The organism is Pseudoalteromonas luteoviolacea NCIMB 1942, from assembly GCF_001625595.1.
GTDB lineage: Bacteria > Pseudomonadota > Gammaproteobacteria > Enterobacterales > Alteromonadaceae > Pseudoalteromonas > Pseudoalteromonas luteoviolacea_A.
Genome location: NZ_AUXT01000186.1, coordinates 38094 through 56607, shown reverse-complemented (window position 1 = coordinate 56607; position 18514 = coordinate 38094). Strand labels below are relative to the sequence as shown.

The window sequence follows — 18514 nt, the reverse complement described above, 5'->3', positions numbered from 1 at the left end:
TAAAATATCGCGCTATAAAACCAGAAAGTTAATGGCAAAGCTCAATTTAGTGGTTAAACAACGTGTGGCTTATAAAGTGACAACCAAGCGTAAGCACTCTGATGCAGTTGCAGATAATTTGCTTAACCAAAACTTTAATCCGGTAGCACCAAATCAGATTTGGGCCGGCGACGTGACGTACCTAAAAACAGGCGAAGGTTGGATGTACCTTGCTGTTGTCATGGATTTATATTCTCGTCGAATTGTTGGTTGGCATATTGATAACCGTATGACTACTGATTTAGTGATGAAAGCCATGATTAAAGCTTATAACTTGAGAAAACCAACCAAGGGCTTGGTGTTTCATTCTGACAGAGGCTCTCAATATATGAGTAAGCGATACCGTAACCTGTTAAAGCAATTTAATATACGAGCCAGCATGGGAGATGTTGGTGCTTGTTGGGATATGCTGTTGTAGAACGATTCTTTGGCAGCTTAAAACATGATTGGTTGCAAAAAGTGGCTCAACCAACGCGTGAACACATGAAAAATGATGTTGCTGAATATATGAAATATTACAATCTGGAAAGGCTGCATTCAGCTAATAACCATCAGTCACCCGTAGAGTATGAGAATTCTTTAAGAAAAGTGTCCGGCTGGAGTTGACCAGAACAACCGCACATGAGCGCAATGATGAAACAATGAAATTAGTGTCTGAAAAGATCCTTCCTATCTTTGCGAATGTGATAATTAGAGGTTCTAATTTTATTATTTAAATACCTATTTAAACAATAAGTCTGTTATGGAGAATGAATTAATTTATAAAATATTAATTATCATTGACTTAAATTTTTCTTAAGGCTAGTTTGGTATTTCCAACTACGGAAATTAAAAAGGAATATTTATGAACATTAAAATTAAAAAAACACCGCTTAAAAACCTAAATCAAAGTAAAAAGTCTCTTTCTTTGGATGTGACTCCAAAAGTTGGCGGAGCAGGGCACCATAGAACGGCAAGCCATTGTATTACACAGCATGACAACACATTACCTTGTGCGTAATTAAGTCATTTAAATATAAATAAATGAACTTTCATTAAGCAGCCATTAAGGCTGCTTTGATAGGTTTATGCTTAACAGCCACTCACAATTAAAGTTTGTCACGGATGTTAATCTCCTTTCACGTTTATACCTCAACTAGATAAAGTGTATTTTATTTAAATCGTTAACTAAATATTCATCCGTGCTAGCCATACTTTCATCACGAATTTCCCTTTTTTAACAAGAATTAAAAAAACGTTCTTAAATTAAAGTAACTGAAATTATTAACTATATTTTTTTGATGGAATTCAAATTTTAAAAAATAGATAAATTCCATTGTTGAAAATACATCTTATTCTCGCATCTGTACCCGTAGTTTTATTGGGAATAGTTAACCTAAATAAAACTGGATATTCACAGTGATAAAACTTGCAAGCTGGTTGTTTTTTGACTAGTTGTTAAGGGAGTCATGCGGTAATGGCAATAAATTATGCCTTTTGACAGTCACCCAATAATAAAAATCCTTTGAGCACAGCTTGATAGGAAAGCGGAGACGCCACATGCATCTTTCTAAATTACAAGTTTTTGTTTATTCATTGTTTTTCAGCGCGAGTACTATAGCCAGTGATTACAACTTGCGTCAGGGTGTGACTGACGTTAGTCATGAAGTTTACGAACTTCATATGACCATATTTTTGATTTGCTGTGTCATAGGGGTCATCGTCTTTTCTGTGATGTTTTGGGCTTTAATCCATCACCGAAAATCTAAAGGGGTTGAACCTGCTCAATTTCATGAAAGCACCAAAGTGGAAATATTTTGGACGGCAGTGCCGTTTCTCATTTTGGTTGTTATGGCTATTCCTGCGACTAAAACTCTTATTGCAATGGAAGACACCAGCAAGTCCGATTTGACCATAAAAGTAACTGGTTCTCAGTGGAAATGGCACTACGAGTACATGGGACATGACGTTGACTTTTTCTCCGTGCTTTCAACTCCCAGAGAGCAAATTGACAATCTTGAAGCAAAGCAAGAGCATTACTTATTGGAAGTAGATAAGCCGCTTGTTATACCCACTGATCGCAAAGTTCGATTTCTACTGACGTCCGACGATGTTATTCACTCTTGGTGGGTACCAGATTTTGCAGTGAAAAAAGATGCCAACCCTGGGTTCATAAACGAAGCTTGGACACGAGTTAACGAAGAGGGCATTTACCGGGGACAATGCGCCGAATTATGCGGTAAAGATCACGGGTTTATGCCGGTGGTTGTTGATGCGCGCAAACCTGAGGCGTTTGAACTATGGCTGGCCGAAGCGAAGCAAGCCAAACAGCAAGCTGCGGCAGCTGAAGCTGCTTCTGCCAGTGCGACCTTGTCGAAAAACGAATTAATAGCGGAGGGTGAAAGGGTGTATATGGCATATTGTGCTGCATGTCATCAGCCGACGGGCATGGGATTGCCGGGGGTATTTCCCGCGATGAAAGGAAGCCCTGTGGTCAATGGTGAGTTGGATACGCACATTGATATTTTAGTTAATGGCCGACCGGGTACTGCCATGCAAGCATTCGGCAAGCAGCTTACGCTAACAGAAATCGCTGGTGTTATTACGTACAAGAGAAATAGTTGGGGAAATGATACTGGAGAAGTCATTCAACCAGGACAAATTCAAGCCTTTATCGATGCGACTAAGGAGAAAGAGTAATGTCTATTGCCGCAGAAGAACAAAAAGCATCGCACGAGCATTCTCATGGCGCTCCTTCGGGTTTAAAGCGTTGGCTATATACCACAAACCACAAAGATATCGGCTCGCTGTATCTATTGTTTTCGCTGTTGATGTTTCTAACTGGTGGTGCAATGGCGATGGTGATTCGCGCTGAGTTATTTCAGCCCGGCATGCAACTGGTCGATCCGCATTTCTTTAATCAGATGACAACAGTTCACGGCCTCGTCATGGTATTTGGAGCTGTAATGCCTGCATTTACTGGTTTGGCAAACTGGATGATCCCGATGATGGTTGGAGCGCCAGATATGGCGTTACCTAGAATGAATAACTGGAGCTTTTGGATTTTACCATTTGCTTTCGCTATTTTATTGATGTCTTTATTTATGGAAGGCGGTGGTCCTGCATTTGGATGGACATTCTATGCACCGCTTTCCACAACCTACAGTAACGACAATACAGCGCTGTTTGTTTTTGCTGTGCACATTATGGGGATTAGCTCCATCATGGGCGCGATCAATGTCATCGTTACCATAGTAAACATGCGTGCCCCTGGAATGACGTGGATGAAACTTCCACTATTTGTTTGGACATGGTTGATCACGGCATTTTTATTGATTGCAGTTATGCCGGTACTAGCCGGCGCTGTGACTATGGTACTCACCGACAAGTACTTTGGCACTAGCTTTTTTGATGCAGCAGGCGGTGGCGACCCGGTGATGTTTCAGCATATTTTTTGGTTCTTTGGACATCCTGAAGTTTACATCATGATTTTGCCTGCTTTTGGCATAATTTCGACCATCGTTCCTACCTTTTCTCGTAAAAAATTGTTTGGTTATGCTTCGATGGTCTATGCGACGTCATCTATCGCATTGCTGTCATTTGTAGTCTGGGCACACCATATGTTTACGACTGGTATGCCATTGGCAGGAGAGTTGTTCTTCATGTATGCAACAATGCTTATATCGGTGCCGACAGGCGTTAAGGTCTTTAACTGGGTGGCGACAATGTGGCGCGGTGCGATTAGCTTTGAGATCCCCATGATGTTTGCGATTGCGTTTATTGTGTTGTTCACATTAGGCGGCTTTTCAGGCCTGATGTTAGCGATTACTCCTGCTGATTTTCAATATCATGATACCTACTTTGTTGTGGCACACTTTCACTATGTGCTTGTAACTGGTGCGGTGTTTTCCATTATGGCGGCCGCCTACTATTGGCTGCCTAAATGGACTGGCAATATGTACAACGAGACGTTGGCACAGTGGCACTTTTGGATGTCGTTGGTAAGTGTAAACGTGTTGTTTTTCCCGATGCATTTTGTTGGTTTGGCAGGTATGCCAAGACGTATTCCAGATTATGCACTGCAGTTCGCTGATTTTAACGCCATCATAAGCGTTGGCGGGTTTGTATTTGGGTTGTCTCAACTCTTATTTGTGGCTGTTGTATTCAAATGTATTCGTGGCGGAGAGTCTGTGCCCAATAAAGTTTGGGATGGCGCAGAAGGTTTAGAGTGGGAGGTTGCTTCACCTGCGCCTTATCACACGTTTTCTAAGCCGCCTAAGGTAGACTAATGCATACTCCATTAATTAAAAAACTGATCTTAGCGGTACTTGGTATGTTTGCGTTTGCGTTTGCTTTGGTGCCGCTGTATGACGTGTTTTGTGATATCACAGGACTAAACGGAAAAATCGATTTGGTTGTTGCAGAACAAAGCGACAGGGTTGATGAGTCTAGGGTAGTGGATGTTAGTTTTACAACACACGCTAAAAGTAGTGCGCCATTTAGCGTTGAAGCTCAGCAGTATTCTGTCATTGTGCAGCCTGGTAAGTTATCAGAAGTAGAGTTTATTGCCCGTAACCTGAGCGATAGTGCTCGAATAATGCAAGCCATACCCTCTGTTTCCCCTGGTCAAGCGGCAAAGTATTTACATAAGTTAGCCTGTTTCTGCTTCGATCAACAAAGTTTACAAGCGAATCAAACGATGAAGTTTACGTTGCGCTTTTATGTAGATACAGAATTGCCTACGGACGTACAAGAGTTAACTTTGTCCTACACTTTGTATGATGTTACAGACAGTATGGCCACTTCAAATCTAAAGCAAAAAAATACGCCTGATCAGCTTGTAAGCTTAGCTGAAGACGTTTCCCTGCGAGGTCACGAAAATGGATAAGAGTTATCAAACTTATTATGTGCCAGAGCAAAGCCCATGGCCAATTGTAGGTGCTGTCGCAATGTTTCTTATTGCGGTGGGCGCAGGCCTCACAGTCATGCAGTTAAATAGCGATGCCAGTTATGGCGCTTGGGTATTGTTTGCCGGTATTGGGGTACTCATAGTAATGATTGTGGGGTGGTTTCGGCATGTTATTGATGAGTCTATGAGTGGTTTGTACTCTGAACAAATGGACCGTTCATTTAGGCAAGGAATGGGATGGTTTATTTTTTCCGAAGTGATGTTTTTTGCGGCATTCTTTGGCGCTCTTTTCTACGTTCGAATGTTTGCTGTGCCTTGGCTTGGAGGCAGTAGCAACAACTTGATGACAAATGAAGTATTGTGGCCCAGTTTTGAAGCTGTATGGCCGCTGTTAGTTACGCCAAGTGGGGATATAACACAAGCCATGCCTTGGCATGGTCTACCGCTGTTCAATACCATCATCCTACTCACTTCTTCTGTCACCTTACACTTTGCACATACTGCAATTGAGCGAGACGAACGTACTAAGCTCACGGTATTTTTGGGTGTAACGATTTTATTAGGATTCATCTTTCTTGGCTTGCAGGTCGAAGAGTATATCCATGCTTACCAGGAATTAGGGCTCAAGCTTAACTCAGGAATTTATGGCAACACTTTCTTTATGCTGACTGGCTTCCATGGTATGCATGTGACACTTGGAGCGATAATTTTATTGGTGGTGTGGTTACGAACTATTAAGGGCCACCTCGATTCTAATCAACACTTTGCATTTCAGGCTGCCGCTTGGTATTGGCACTTTGTGGATGTGGTTTGGTTGTGCTTGTTTGTGTTTGTGTACGTATTGTAGAGGGATCAAAGCGGTTGGGTTTAATCAGTCCGAATTGGCTTGTAAGTGAGATGAACAAAACAACCGCTAAAGAAAAAAGAACACGTTTGCCGAGCATTTTTGACATATTTTTAGAGGTCTCTTGGCCTTTAAGCATTGCGAAAAGTGCTCTGAATAAGTGGTAGAGAATAATAAGAAGTAGTGCAGTAATAATCCATTTTATTAGCATGAGGGTTCTGTCATCCGCCTATTTAAACAAAAGACTAGTACAGTTCTGGCTATTTTGGCAGTGACAATTGTCGTTTCGGTGTGTTTTAGATTGGCACTTTGGCAATGGCAGCGCGCACAAGAAAAGCAAGGTTACTTAACACAAATTGCTATGCGTAGTGACAAGCAGTGGTGGAAGGCTGTGTCAGAGCCAGAGTTGTTGCAAGGCGCGACAGCGACAATTAGCGGGCATATTGATACTTCCAAATGGTGGTTGCTAGACAATCAAATTGTTGAAGGTCAAATTGGCTACGATCTAATTGTACTTTTTCTCCCTCAAGGGCACACCGAATACCACGCACTTAACTTGGGATTTATTGCCGGTGGTCAAGACCGTAAAAGGTTGCCTATTTTTGAGTTGCCAACAGACAGAGTCTCCGTAAACGTAGAGTTCAAGATAGGTGAATGGTCAGGTTTTACGTTAGCAACAGCACCTAATCAAAGCGCGCATCATGACAATGTATTGCAATATCTAGATCACGCCTTTTTTGGTCTAGATACAGGGCATCAGATTTCTCCTTTGCTGATGATTGCAAAGCAAGCTGTTTTCTCGGGTGTAAGGCCTCATTATCAAGCTGTTGTAATGAGCCCTGATAAACATCGTGCTTATGCTCTGCAATGGTTACTCATTGGTATTTCTGCGGGAGTGATCGCATTTTTCGCATATAAACATAAGAATCAGGGGGCTAGTCATAATGAATAAAACATTAGGGTTGTTTATAGGGTGCTTTCTATTACCTGTAGCTGCCGCAATTACCGTACTGAAATTTGATTTAGCGCCCACTTCAACCACCAATTATGGACGCTTCTTGGAGCAAGAAGTGGTATTACCCATAAAGTCAGACGATAAAATGTGGAGTATTGTTCTTAACTTACCAGAACACTGCGAGGAATCTTGTGAAGTACAACGTAAAAATGCGGAGCAATTGAAAGTTGCGCTGGGTAAACACAGTCAAAAAGTATCCGTTGTCCTGTTTGACCATGAAATCGCGTTTTCAGTGCTTCAGAGCAAGCAGTCTACGCTGGCTCCAGCAGCATTTTATTTAGTTGATAAACATGGTCTCGTTGTCCTTGAGTACTTATATCAACCTAACCCTGAGTCAAACCGTTTGGTACTTAAAGGGTTACTAAAGGATATGAAAAAGCTGCTCAATTATGCACGTTCAAAATAAGGAGGGAGTATGTCGCATGTATTTCATCGCGCGATCACATTTGCCTGCATATTGGCGATGTGTGTTGTGGTTTTGGGGGCATATACTCGGTTGAGTAACGCTGGGCTTGGCTGCCCAGACTGGCCCGGTTGTTATGGTTTTTTAACAGTGCCAAACGAGTTGCACGAGATAACCACCGCTCAGATAGAGTTTCCAAGCAGTAACCTTGAACCGAGAAAGGCTTGGATTGAAATGATCCATCGCTATTTTGCAGGTGGTTTAGCCCTCGTCGTGTTATTTATTTTTATCGTTATTGTTCGCTCAAACCAGCGGCAGGCACCAAAATTACTGGCTGCAAGTTTGTTAGTCATGATTTGCTTTCAAGCGCTTTTGGGCATGTGGACAGTAACATTAAACTTGCAACCCTTTGTCGTTATGGGGCATCTCTTAGGTGGCTTTACTATTTTGTCCCTACTCACGTTAATATATTTAAGGACTGAGCGGAAAAATATTGAGTATGAATGTAATGCACAGGTTTGTTTAAAGGCAGGAGTTGGTTGTTTATGTGTGTTAGTTTTTCAAATTGCCTTGGGGGGATGGCTTGCAGCAAACTATGCCGCACCGCATTGTACGGGCTTACCGCTGTGTTCAAATGGTGAATTATTCTCTTGGAGCAGCTTATTGAAAGTACCAGAGTCGGCGAGCACATATGAATATGGTGTGCTGCCCTTTGAGACGCGCTTGTCTATTCATCTGGTACATCGTATTTGGGCTGCGGTCACTGTTTTAGCGATTGTGATGCTTGCATTTGTTGTGCATATAAAAATACAGCAGTCGATGATTCGCCGCGCAACAAATATGGTATTGGTATTGGTACTGATGCAAGTGGCGATTGGGGCCATAATTGTACATTTTAAATTCCCTATTCTTTTAACTTTATTTCATAACCTTATGGCGGCGCTGCTGTTGTTGGCCTTAGTTCGAGTTTGTTATTTCCTCAGTCGAGCGAAAAAGGTGATGTTATGAATCTACACAGCGCAAAATATCTAACACGCGTTTCAGACCTTCCTAAAAATGTCGAAGTATACCTTGGTATATGTAAACTTAAAGTCGTGTTTATGTTGGTGTTAACGGCATGGGTGGGGATCATTTTAGCGCCAGAGGTTGGGCGCAGCGCAATGGCTCAATGTTTTAGTTTACTTGGAATTGGGCTTGTGTCCGCAGCCGCGGCGGCAATTAACCATGTTGTCGATCAAGAGCGAGATAAGAAAATGGCGCGGACGCGTCATAGGCCCTTAGCGCAGCGACAATTAACGTCGCAGCAAGCTTATATCTTTGCTGCATGTATTGGGTTGAGCGGTGTTGGTCTCTTACTAATATTTAGTAATTGGCTTTGCGCAGTTTTGACAGTCAGTGCATTGTTTGGGTACGCGGTAGTATATTCTGTTTTTTTAAAACATATGACGCCACAAAATATTGTGATTGGAGGGCTGGCAGGGGCAATGCCTCCTTTACTTGGTTGGGTAAGTGAGTCAGGCACAATGAGTGCAGAGCCATGGTTGTTGGTGATGATTATATTCACATGGACACCGCCACATTTTTGGGCGCTTGCGATAGCTAGAAAAAAAGACTACGAACGTGCCCACATTCCTATGCTACCAGTTACCCATGGCGTGAAGTTTACCAAGCTATGCATGCTAATTTACGCGGTATTGTTAATGCTAGCGTGTTTACTACCATTTTTAATTGGTATGTCTGGGTGGTTTTATTTGATTATATCAAGTTTGTTAAATGTGGTTTTTGTGCAAAAAATAACCTGCTTATATTTTGAATCAAAGTCAGAGTCAGCAATGCAAGTTTTTCGTTTTTCGATTACGTATTTATTGTTACTCTTTGTTGTATTATTAGTCGATAAGCTGGTTTTGTAATGCGTTTGATATTACTGTTTATTCTAGTTGGTATACTGGCTGCCTGTACGCCTGAGGAGGCGGTTTCAGAATTGACGGTCCACTACCCCGAGCCGAAAGAGCTAAAGCCGTTTGAACTGCTTGATCAGCACGATGAAACCGTTTCCAACAAAGACTTATTAGGTCACTGGAATTTACTGTTTCTCGGCTACACCAGCTGTCCAGATATTTGTCCAATGACACTATCGAAACTAACCCATATAAATACCAAAATCAGTCAATTGGCAGATTCTCAAGTATGGTTTGTATCTGTCGATCCAAATCGTGATACCAGTGAAAAACGTCAGGCTTATGTAAGTTACTTTGACAAGGCTTTTATCGCTGCGACCCAGCAACATAAACAGCTATTTCCGTTTGTCAGGGATATTGGGCTTATCTACGCAATTAATGATGATGGCGGGACTGATTATTACGTAGATCATAGTGCTTCAATCGCATTAATTAATCCATTAGGCCAGTTAGAAGCCATATTTAAACCAGAGTTTAAACAGGGTCAGGTACCGAATATCAACGCAGAAAAAATGGTGCAAGACTTTAGAATAATTTTAGAACAAAGCAAATAATTACACAGAAACGCAAGATCCTATTCTAAATACATAATCTTTTTATTTCTTTTGCCAAGATTTTTGGCAATTTCATCATCAACGACTAATCTATTCTTATCTATAACTTTTACAGGGAATGTGCCAAGCGCATGATTAAACTTCCTTCAGAGTTAGCTATCAATAAAGTTGAAGAACTGCATCAGCAGTTCGTTCAAGAATTAGAAACGGGGCAGCCAATTTGTATAGACATTAATGATGTCAGTAAAGTAGATACAGCTACTATTCAGATGCTATGCGCGCTGCAAAAACGTTTAATGAATTCAGATCAGCAGATAACTTGGCATGGTGAAAGCCCGGTCCTTTTTGAGTCTGCTGAGCAACTTGGTTTAACCGATATTTTATCCTTTAGCAGTAAGATTTAAGAGGTCAATATGAAAAAGATTTTAGCTGTGGATGATTCTGCTTCGATGAGACAAATGGTTGGGTTTACTCTTAAAAAAGCAGGGTTTGATGTCACAGAGGCAAAGGACGGAAGCGAAGCGCTAAACCTTGCGAAACAGCAAGGATTCGACGCCGTGATCTCAGATGTAAACATGCCTGTGATGGATGGGATTACCCTTATTAGGGAGCTACGTAACCTACCTAACTACAAATTTACGCCTTTGCTTATGTTAACGACTGAATCAGGTCTTGATAAAAAAAGTGAAGGGAAAGCCGCTGGTGCCACTGGTTGGATAGTGAAGCCCTTCAATCCGGATCAATTGTTAGCTGTATTGAAAAAAGTCATCCGCTAGTACCAAAGAGGTATAGGCATGAGTATAGATTTAAGTCAGTTTTTTGATGTGTTCTTTGAAGAGAGCTTTGAAGGCTTGGATGCAATGGAGGCAGAACTTCTAAATCTTGAACCAGGTAAGGAAGACTCTGAAACCATTAACACCATATTTAGAGCAGCACACTCTATCAAAGGTGGTAGTGGGACATTTGGGTTTGTATCTGTTTCTGATTTTACTCATGTACTGGAAACGCTACTTGACCAAATTCGTGACGGGCAACGAGTTTTAACTGCTGAGCACGTTAACTTGTTACTGAAATCAGTAGACTGTGTACGAGGTCTGCTCAGTGCGTTGCAAGCTGAAGAAGAGCCTGATTTAAGCGAGTCATATGAGCTTAAAGCGCGGTTTGAAGCGATTTTAGGTGGAGAAGAGTCATCAGTTGAAGAAACTGTGACGACGGCCGTTGAAAGTGAGGCCTTACGAAGCACAACCTATCAGATTGAATTTAAACCTGAGCCGCATTTATTTAAAACTGGCAATGAGCCTCTCTACATGTTTTCGGAGCTGGCTGAGTTGGGGGATCTGGAAGTGAGAGCGTTTCATGACGCAATCCCTGATTTCTTAGAGTTTGACCCTGAAGACTGTTTCCTACACTGGCGTTTCTTTTTAACTACCTCTCGAGAAGAGCAAGCAATAGCAGAAATATTTGAATGGGTAGAAGATGACGCTGAAATAAAAATAGAGGCCTGCGGCGGCTTGTTTGATGATGAACCCGCACAAACGCCTTCTGCACCTCAAGTTGACCAAGGTGTTGTGTCTGCGTCTAGCGAAAGTTCGGGTGAAGTGGCAGGTGAAACTTCAGGTTCGGTTGAGGCCGTCAAACCCGATGTTGAAACAGAAAAGGCACAGCAAGCACTCGCGGCTGTTCAGCAAAAAGTTGAAACCGTTAAAAATACAAAGACTGAGAACAGAAAGTCGAGTGATTCTGGCGCAACATCGATAAGAGTGGGAATAGATAAAGTCGACTCTTTGATTAATATGGTGGGTGAGTTGGTGATCACTCAGGCTATGCTAAGCCAAATCGGCGACCAAGATATTACTGAATCCAGTATTGCGGCACTTCAGGAAGGGCTTACCCAATTGGCGCATAATACTCGAGATCTGCAAGAGAATGTAATGCGGATTAGGATGTTGCCAATTAGCTTTGTATTTAGCCGTTTTCCCCGTTTGGTGAGAGATACTTCACAAAAATTGAATAAGCAAGTTGAACTGAAACTTGTCGGAGAACAAACAGAGCTTGATAAAACGGTGATGGAAAAACTCTCCGATCCAATGGTGCACTTAGTTAGAAACTCTCTCGACCATGGGCTTGAAACACCAGAAGATAGAATTGCAAATGGCAAAGATCCGGTAGGGACTGTGACACTCAATGCATTTCATCAAGGCGGTAACATTGTCATAGAAATCATGGATGACGGTAAAGGCTTAGATACCGATAAAATTCGTAACAAAGCTATCGCGAACGGTTTGATACAAGAGTCTGATGAGCTCAGCGTCGAAGAAATTAATGAGCTTATTTTTATGCCAGGATTTTCTACTGCCGATAGTGTCAGTGATATTTCAGGTCGTGGTGTAGGAATGGATGTTGTAAGGCGCAACATCCAAGCATTAAATGGCTCTGTTGAAGTGACATCCAAGCAAGGTGTCGGTTCCACATTTACTATTCGCTTGCCACTTACGCTCGCCATATTAGACGGGCAATTAGTTCAAGTAGCTGCACATACTTATATTATTCCACTGATTTCCATTGTTGAATCTCTGCAAATTGATATTGCGAAAGTCAGTAAAGTAGGTAAAGGGCTAGAGGTTTTACGGTTAAGGGATGAATACATTCCAATTCTGCGACTATATGACATTTTTAGTCACCAAGGTGCGCGAGAAGAGTTGGATAAAACGCTCCTAGTTGTTGTTGAAAGTGACAATTACAAAATAGGCCTTCTAGTTGACGACCTCTTGGCACAACAACAAGTCGTAATTAAGAGCTTAGAGGCGAATTATCAGAAGGTAGATGGTATTTCTGGTGCGACGATTCTAGGAGACGGTACAGTTTCTTTGATCATTGATATTAGTGGCTTAATTAAATTGAGTGGATTGCGCCGCCCAGGCTCCACTGAGCTGTTAGTGGATTTGAAGGGTGAGGAGGCTGAACCTGCATGATTGATCAAGTAGGCGTAAATCAACAGTTGATGTTCGATGGAGAGTCGGACGAAAAGCAGTTTTTAACTTTTATGATGCATGACGAAGAGTACGGCATGGACATACTTGCCGTACAAGAAATAAGAGGCTGGGAGCCTGTTACCACGATCCCTAACTCACCTAACTTTGTGCGTGGAGCAATGAACTTACGTGGCACCATAGTGCCGATTATTGATTTGCGAATGCGGTTTGGCATTGATGCGATTGAGTATGGACCACTCACTGTCGTGATTGTGGTTTCTGTGCAGATAAAAGATCAGCAAAAAATAATGGGGCTAGTCGTGGATGCTGTGTCAGATGTATATAGCATTGCCGAGGAGAAAGCGAAAGATGTACCCGACTTTCAGGATTCAGACAATGCATACTTTGTTCATGGTCTAGTCAATGTAGGGCAAAAAATGGTTGTGCTTTTAAATCTAGAAAAGGTTTTAGATTTGAGTGATAAAAGTGGACTCAAAGGCTAATTGGGGGTCGAAATGAGTGAACAGAGTATCCAAAGTAGTATTAATAACAAGATCTTAATTACCGGGGTCATACTGGTTGTTAGTGTCATTCTTGGTGCTCAGCTGGGACAGGCTGAATCCGAACAAATGCGTATGCTGTCATTTGTTGTACCTTTGATAGGCATTGCGGCGGCATTGATATTTATGAAGCAAGGGTTGTCTGTTTTTACTCTGCAATTAGCTACGGTTTATAGCGCTTTACCCATAATTCAAGCTCGCAGCGAAGAGCAATTAGGGCAAGTGGATTTTTCGGGTTTTCCGCAATTATTTAGGGCTTTATCAAACCTTGAAAGCGAAGAAGTTCATCAAGATGATCATACTCAAAGTTTGTTGTTGGCGTTAAAAGGGTGTCAAGCCAATATTATGGTGGCGGACAGTGACCACAATATTGTTTATATGAATGATTCTGTGACCAGTATGCTTCGGAAAAATGAGCACCAACTTCGTCAAGAACTCCCCAGTTTCAATGTAGCAACCACAATTGGTACTAACATAGATATGTTCCACGCGAACCCAAGCCACCAGCGTAATCTATTGGCTAATTTGAGAGATGTGTATAAGACACAGATCACGGTAGCGGGGTTAACCTTTGATTTAATTGCAACACCTGTATTCGACGAAGATAATAATCGTATTGCAACGCTGGTTGAGTGGGGAGACCTTACTGAGCAACTAGCCATTGAGAAAAAACAACAAGATGAAGCCGCTAAGAACGCGCGTATCTCTAGTGCGCTTAATGTGTGTCAAGCCAATGTTATGTTGGCGGATGATGACTTTAATATCGTATATGTAAACGACTCTGTCACCCAGATGCTCAGAAAAAACCAGGCTAAGCTGCAAGAGGCCCTACCGCGCTTTAATGTGGATGACCTGATTGGTCAAAATATTGATATATTCCATGTAAACCCAGCCCACCAAAGAAATTTACTCAACAGTATGACTAGTACGTACAATACAGATATCCAAGTTGCTGGGTTTACTTTTGGACTAATCGCAACGCCAGTGCAGGATTCTGAAGGCCGTCGTATCGGCACAGTGGTTGAATGGGAAGATAAAACAGAGCGGTTGGCTCAAGAGCGAGAAGCGCAGTCAATAGCTAACGAAAACCTAAGAGTACGCAGAGCGTTAGATAATGTCGCAACCAATACTATGATTGCTGACTCACATTTCAATATTGTTTATATGAATGAGTCGGTTGTTGAGATGATGAAGAACGCTGAGCGAGACATTCGTCAAGATTTACCCAACTTTGACTGTGGCAAGCTGATGGGGGCGAACATTGATGTGTTCCACAAGAACCCAGCTCATCAACGCAATATGGTGACCAATCTAACCAATACCTATAAAACAGAAATTAAAGTCGGTGGCCGCACCTTTGGGCTGGTTGCTAACCCAATCATCGCCGCAGATGGTGAACGCATTGGCACAGTTGTGGAGTGGGAAGATAGAACCAATGAAGTTGCAATTGAATCAGAAGTTAATGAGCTCGTAGAGTCTGCTCGTTCTGGTAATTTATCGGCTAGGTTGAATGAAAACGATAAAGACGGGTTTTATTTACGACTTGCCCAAGGCTTGAATGGCCTTGTGTCTATTGTTGATGCTGCTGTGTCAGACACCGTAAATATGCTAGACGCCCTAGCGAATGGAGATTTAACACAGCGTATTAATGCAAACTACAACGGCGCGTTTGATAAGCTCAAGCAAGATGCTAATACCACCGCAGACAAGCTAACTGAGGTCTTAAACCGGATCAGCTCATCTGCCGCCATGGTTGCCAGTGGTGCAGAAGAGATCTCTCAGGGTAATGCAGACTTGAGTCAAAGAACTGAAGAGCAGGCTTCGTCACTCGAAGAAACTGCATCGAGCATGGAAGAGATGACAAGTACGGTGAGGCAAAATGCAGACAATGCAAAAGTTGCTAATGAACTCGCTTCAGAGACCAGCGAAAAAGCTGTGGCAGGGGGAGAAGTCGTTAATCGAGCCGTTGCAAGTATGTCCGAGATCAATGAATCGAGTAAGAAAATAGCCGATATTATCAGTGTCATTGATGAAATTGCCTTTCAAACTAACCTACTCGCACTCAATGCTGCTGTAGAAGCTGCAAGAGCTGGAGAGCAGGGTCGAGGCTTTGCCGTTGTAGCTGGCGAAGTACGTAATTTGGCGCAGCGCTCAGCTGGTGCGGCAAAAGAAATCAAAGACTTGATCAGAGACAGCGTGGGCAAAGTGGAAGATGGCACATTACTCGTTAATGAGTCTGGCTCGACGTTAAAAGAAATCGTGGAAGCCGTAAAGCGTGTGACGGAGATGATCTCAGATATCGCAGAGGCGTCGGAAGAGCAAAGCTCAGGTATTGAGCAAGTGAATAAAGCGGTAGCTCAAATGGATGAAATGACTCAGCAGAATGCAGCATTAGTAGAAGAGGCTTCTGCAGCTGGGGAGTCTATGGCTGAGCAAGCAAATGATATGAGAAGGCTGCTGAATTTCTTCAATGTAGGGGAGTCGAGCGGTGGCAATGGATTGTCAGAAGTGGCAAGTATATCTACAGAGAGGCTGAATAAACCTCAACCACCATCTAGTAATACTGCGAACATTAAGTTACCGAGTACCTCGTCAAATGGTTCTATGGATATGGGGCGTAGTAAGTCGGAAGCGGCCAACCGCTTTGCTGATGATTCAGACGAATGGGAAGAGTTCTAGAGTTCACATTAAAGTTTTAGAAGGGAAGTGCTCACTTCCCTGTGACTTTGCAGTTAAGCACTCGTTGTCAATTCCTGATTATAAAGTGAACTATTTTAAAGTGTGCTCGTATGAAAGAATTTCCATTCACGGATAGAGACTTTCAGATTATATCTGACAGAGTTTATAACGCTTGCGGCATTGTACTTGGGCCTCACAAAAGAGAAATGGTGTATTCGCGCTTAGCCAGACGAATAAGAGCGAACGGACTACGCACGTTTGAAGAGTACTTAAGCTATTTAGATCAATGCGGCGATCAAGAGTTTAGTCACTTTATTAATGCTATCACGACCAATCTCACGTCATTCTTTAGAGAAGCTCACCATTTTGAGTTTTTAAAGACTGGCTTAATAGAGCGCATTAAAACGGACAACCGATTATCAAAGCGTGTCAGGATCTGGTCAGCAGGCTGCTCTACAGGTGAGGAGCCTTATAGTATTGCAATGACAATAGCTGATGAATTTCCGAGTGATTGGGATGTTAAGGTACTTGCGACAGATCTTGATTCAAATGTGTTACAAAAAGCATCACAAGGGACGTACAACAGTACATCAATTACAGGGTTAGAAGAGAGTCACTTGAGGAAGTGGTTTTTAAAGAGTAGTGATGGTAGTCAATATCGGGTTAAAGATAAATTAAAGGAGTGTATTTACTTTAAGCGTTTGAATTTACTAGAGCCTTGGCCAATGCGTGGCCCTTTTGACTTGATATTTTGTAGAAATGTACTGATTTATTTTGACAAAGAAACGAAAGACAATTTGTTTAAGGGGTACCACGATCTACTCGACAAAACACATGGGCACCTTTTTATAGGCCATTCTGAAACAATGAGCAAAGAGCGGACTGATTTCAAGAATTTAGGCAAAACAATGTATAAGAGGATCGATGCAGCATGAATCAGTTTAGACCGGTAATCCGGGGCTTTGAGCATGTTAAACGGTTTTGGGATGCAGGCCGCAGCAAAGTGGTTGCAAAGGTGTTACCTGGTGAGTTTTATGTGTCAAAAAACGATGAGCTTATTTCTACTGTACTGGGATCGTGTATCGCCGCATGTGTTTATGACGAGAAGCTGGGCATTGGTGGCATGAATCACTTTATGTTGCCTGGTGCTCAGAATATGAAGGAAATTACAAACGTACATTCGGATGACTTTAATTGCCGTTATGGTAATTGGGCAATGGAATATTTAATAAACGAAGTTCTAAAAAACGGGGCGAGTAGAGATAATCTTAAAGTGAAGCTATTTGGCGGCGGGAAAATAATCAGTGCGATGACCGACATTGGAGTTGGTAACATCCGTTTCGCCAATGCTTATATAGAAGAAGAACATCTTAACTTGGTATCTCACGATGTAGGTGGGCCTTGGCCTAGAAAAGTGGTTTTTCATCCTCAATCTGGTACTGCCAAGGTAAAAAAACTGCGTCAAATGCACAATGATACGATTGAAAAACGCGAAGTTAAGTACCTTCATGACATCGAAATGCAAGATGCCCAAACCGATATTGAATTATTTTAGAGTAATGGCACATGATTAAGGTACTTATCGTCGATGATTCCCCTTTATTAAGAGCGGTGCTCAAAGCTGTTTTGGAGCAAGCGGGAGATATACAAGTTGTAGGAGCTGCAAAAGACCCCTATGAAGCCAGAGGGATGATCAAGGCGACTCAGCCTGATGTACTGACGCTTGATATTGAAATGCCCAAGATGAATGGCTTAAGCTTCTTAAAGAACTTGATGCGATTAAGGCCAATGCCTGTAGTAATGCTTTCTACGCTCACACAAAAAGGCTCACCAGAAACACTTGAAGCCCTAGAAGTAGGTGCTGTCGACTTTATTGCAAAACCCATGACGAATGTCGCTGAGCAGTTAGAAGCATATGCAGATATTTTATATCAAAAGATCCGCACTGCGAGTCGTGCTCGAGTGAGGGCATTTAAGCCAGACAAACACAATACTGAAAAAGCGGCCAGTGGAGATACAAAGTACCGAAGCAACAATATTATTGCTATAGGTGCGTCTACAGGTGGCACTGAAGCGTTAAGAGAAGTACTCACCAAGCTGCCAAGCAATTGCCCGCCAGTTGTGATAACCCAGCATATCCCTCCCGTTTTTAGTGCCTCCTTTGCACAGCGTATGGACCGGTGTTGCACCGTGTCGGTTAAAGAAGCCGAAGATGGCGATGTACTTGGCGAGGGAAGAGTTTTTATAGCGCCGGGAGATAAGCATTTACTTATTTCTCAGCACGGAGGCAAATTAGTTTGTCAGTTGAATGATGGTGACAAAGTAAACCGCCACAAGCCGGCTGTGGATGTATTGTTTGATTCATTGTTGCCAGTGGCAAAACAAGTACATGCGGCATTGCTGACTGGTATGGGAAGCGATGGTGCTCAAGGCCTTTTGAGATTAAAAGAAGGCGGTGCTAATACGTTTGCACAAGACGAGGCATCTTGTGTTGTATGGGGGATGCCTCGTGCAGCGGTGGAGCTCAATGCAGCTAACAAAGTGGTGTCTTTGGATAATATAGCTACTAACTTGCTTAAATCAGCAAGTCGCTAACCTAATT

The 18514-nt window shown here is 42.4% G+C and carries 19 protein-coding genes and 1 pseudogene; 19 read left to right on the top strand and 1 reads right to left on the bottom strand.

Annotated features, from left to right (window positions below; all coding sequences use genetic code 11):
* The 6 genes and pseudogenes from N482_RS17630 to N482_RS17610 form a co-directional block, all read left to right on the top strand.
* Positions 1-645: pseudogene (locus tag N482_RS17630) on the top strand (IS3 family transposase); the annotation flags it as partial.
* 238 nt (positions 646-883) lie between these two features.
* Entirely contained in the window at positions 884-1039 is a 156-nt protein-coding gene (locus tag N482_RS24950; RefSeq protein ID WP_155730631.1) for a hypothetical protein, read from the top strand.
* Between the two features lie 539 nt (positions 1040-1578).
* The gene (gene coxB, locus N482_RS17625) at positions 1579-2718 is read left to right on the top strand and encodes a cytochrome c oxidase subunit II (RefSeq protein ID WP_063378288.1); all 1140 of its coding nucleotides are present in this window, start codon (positions 1579-1581) and stop codon (positions 2716-2718) included.
* Positions 2718-4307 (top strand): cytochrome c oxidase subunit I, encoded by a 1590-nt coding sequence (gene ctaD / locus N482_RS17620; RefSeq protein WP_063378287.1) that lies wholly within the window; start codon positions 2718-2720, stop codon positions 4305-4307. Before coxB ends, ctaD begins: the two co-directional genes overlap by 1 nt.
* On the top strand, positions 4307-4906 hold the full coding sequence (locus N482_RS17615) for a cytochrome c oxidase assembly protein (protein WP_063378286.1): 600 nt from the start codon (positions 4307-4309) through the stop codon (positions 4904-4906). Before ctaD ends, N482_RS17615 begins: the two co-directional genes overlap by 1 nt.
* Positions 4899-5774 carry a cytochrome c oxidase subunit 3 gene (locus N482_RS17610; protein WP_063378285.1) on the top strand — a complete coding sequence of 292 codons (876 nt, stop codon included), beginning with the start codon at positions 4899-4901 and terminating at the stop codon, positions 5772-5774. Before N482_RS17615 ends, N482_RS17610 begins: the two co-directional genes overlap by 8 nt.
* Here the strand turns inward: N482_RS17610 and N482_RS24465 are convergent.
* Positions 5680-5982 (bottom strand): DUF2909 domain-containing protein, encoded by a 303-nt coding sequence (locus N482_RS24465; protein WP_081228049.1) that lies wholly within the window; start codon positions 5980-5982, stop codon positions 5680-5682. The genes N482_RS17610 and N482_RS24465 overlap by 95 nt on opposite strands.
* A gap of 60 nt (positions 5983-6042) precedes the next feature.
* On the opposite strand from N482_RS24465, the gene N482_RS17605 reads away from it, so the two are divergent.
* From N482_RS17605 to N482_RS17545, 13 genes are all read left to right on the top strand, one after another.
* On the top strand, positions 6043-6723 hold the full coding sequence (locus tag N482_RS17605) for an SURF1 family protein (protein ID WP_196763591.1): 681 nt from the start codon (positions 6043-6045) through the stop codon (positions 6721-6723).
* Positions 6716-7192, top strand: coding sequence for a hypothetical protein (locus tag N482_RS17600; protein WP_081228046.1), 477 nt, complete (start codon positions 6716-6718; stop codon positions 7190-7192). Before N482_RS17605 ends, N482_RS17600 begins: the two co-directional genes overlap by 8 nt.
* A 9-nt stretch (positions 7193-7201) precedes the next feature.
* Positions 7202-8197: a COX15/CtaA family protein gene (locus tag N482_RS17595; protein WP_063378282.1), complete on the top strand. Its 996-nt coding sequence runs from the start codon at positions 7202-7204 to the stop codon at positions 8195-8197.
* Positions 8194-9099, top strand: a complete 906-nt coding sequence (gene cyoE, locus N482_RS17590; protein ID WP_063378281.1) for a heme o synthase — start codon at positions 8194-8196, stop codon at positions 9097-9099. The genes N482_RS17595 and cyoE overlap by 4 nt, the downstream gene beginning before the upstream one ends.
* Positions 9099-9701: an SCO family protein gene (locus N482_RS17585; protein ID WP_063378280.1), complete on the top strand. Its 603-nt coding sequence runs from the start codon at positions 9099-9101 to the stop codon at positions 9699-9701. Before cyoE ends, N482_RS17585 begins: the two co-directional genes overlap by 1 nt.
* A 131-nt stretch (positions 9702-9832) precedes the next feature.
* A complete protein-coding gene (locus N482_RS17580; protein WP_063378279.1) occupies positions 9833-10105 on the top strand; it encodes an STAS domain-containing protein in 273 nt (90 codons plus the stop codon).
* Positions 10106-10114: 9 nt separating this feature from the next.
* The gene (locus tag N482_RS17575; protein WP_039607675.1) at positions 10115-10477 is read left to right on the top strand and encodes a response regulator; all 363 of its coding nucleotides are present in this window, start codon (positions 10115-10117) and stop codon (positions 10475-10477) included.
* Between the two features lie 18 nt (positions 10478-10495).
* Positions 10496-12673: a chemotaxis protein CheA gene (locus N482_RS17570; protein ID WP_063378278.1), complete on the top strand. Its 2178-nt coding sequence runs from the start codon at positions 10496-10498 to the stop codon at positions 12671-12673.
* Positions 12670-13176, top strand: coding sequence for a chemotaxis protein CheW (locus N482_RS17565; RefSeq protein WP_063373349.1), 507 nt, complete (start codon positions 12670-12672; stop codon positions 13174-13176). The genes N482_RS17570 and N482_RS17565 overlap by 4 nt, the downstream gene beginning before the upstream one ends.
* Positions 13177-13188: 12 nt before the next feature.
* The gene (locus N482_RS17560; protein WP_063378277.1) at positions 13189-15912 is read left to right on the top strand and encodes a methyl-accepting chemotaxis protein; all 2724 of its coding nucleotides are present in this window, start codon (positions 13189-13191) and stop codon (positions 15910-15912) included.
* 110 nt (positions 15913-16022) lie between these two features.
* Positions 16023-16847, top strand: coding sequence for a CheR family methyltransferase (locus tag N482_RS17555; RefSeq protein ID WP_063378276.1), 825 nt, complete (start codon positions 16023-16025; stop codon positions 16845-16847).
* Positions 16844-17467, top strand: a complete 624-nt coding sequence (cheD, locus tag N482_RS17550) for a chemoreceptor glutamine deamidase CheD (protein ID WP_063378275.1) — start codon at positions 16844-16846, stop codon at positions 17465-17467. Before N482_RS17555 ends, cheD begins: the two co-directional genes overlap by 4 nt.
* 11 nt (positions 17468-17478) lie before the next feature.
* Positions 17479-18507: a protein-glutamate methylesterase/protein-glutamine glutaminase gene (locus N482_RS17545; RefSeq protein ID WP_063378274.1), complete on the top strand. Its 1029-nt coding sequence runs from the start codon at positions 17479-17481 to the stop codon at positions 18505-18507.
* Positions 18508-18514 lie beyond the last annotated feature (7 nt).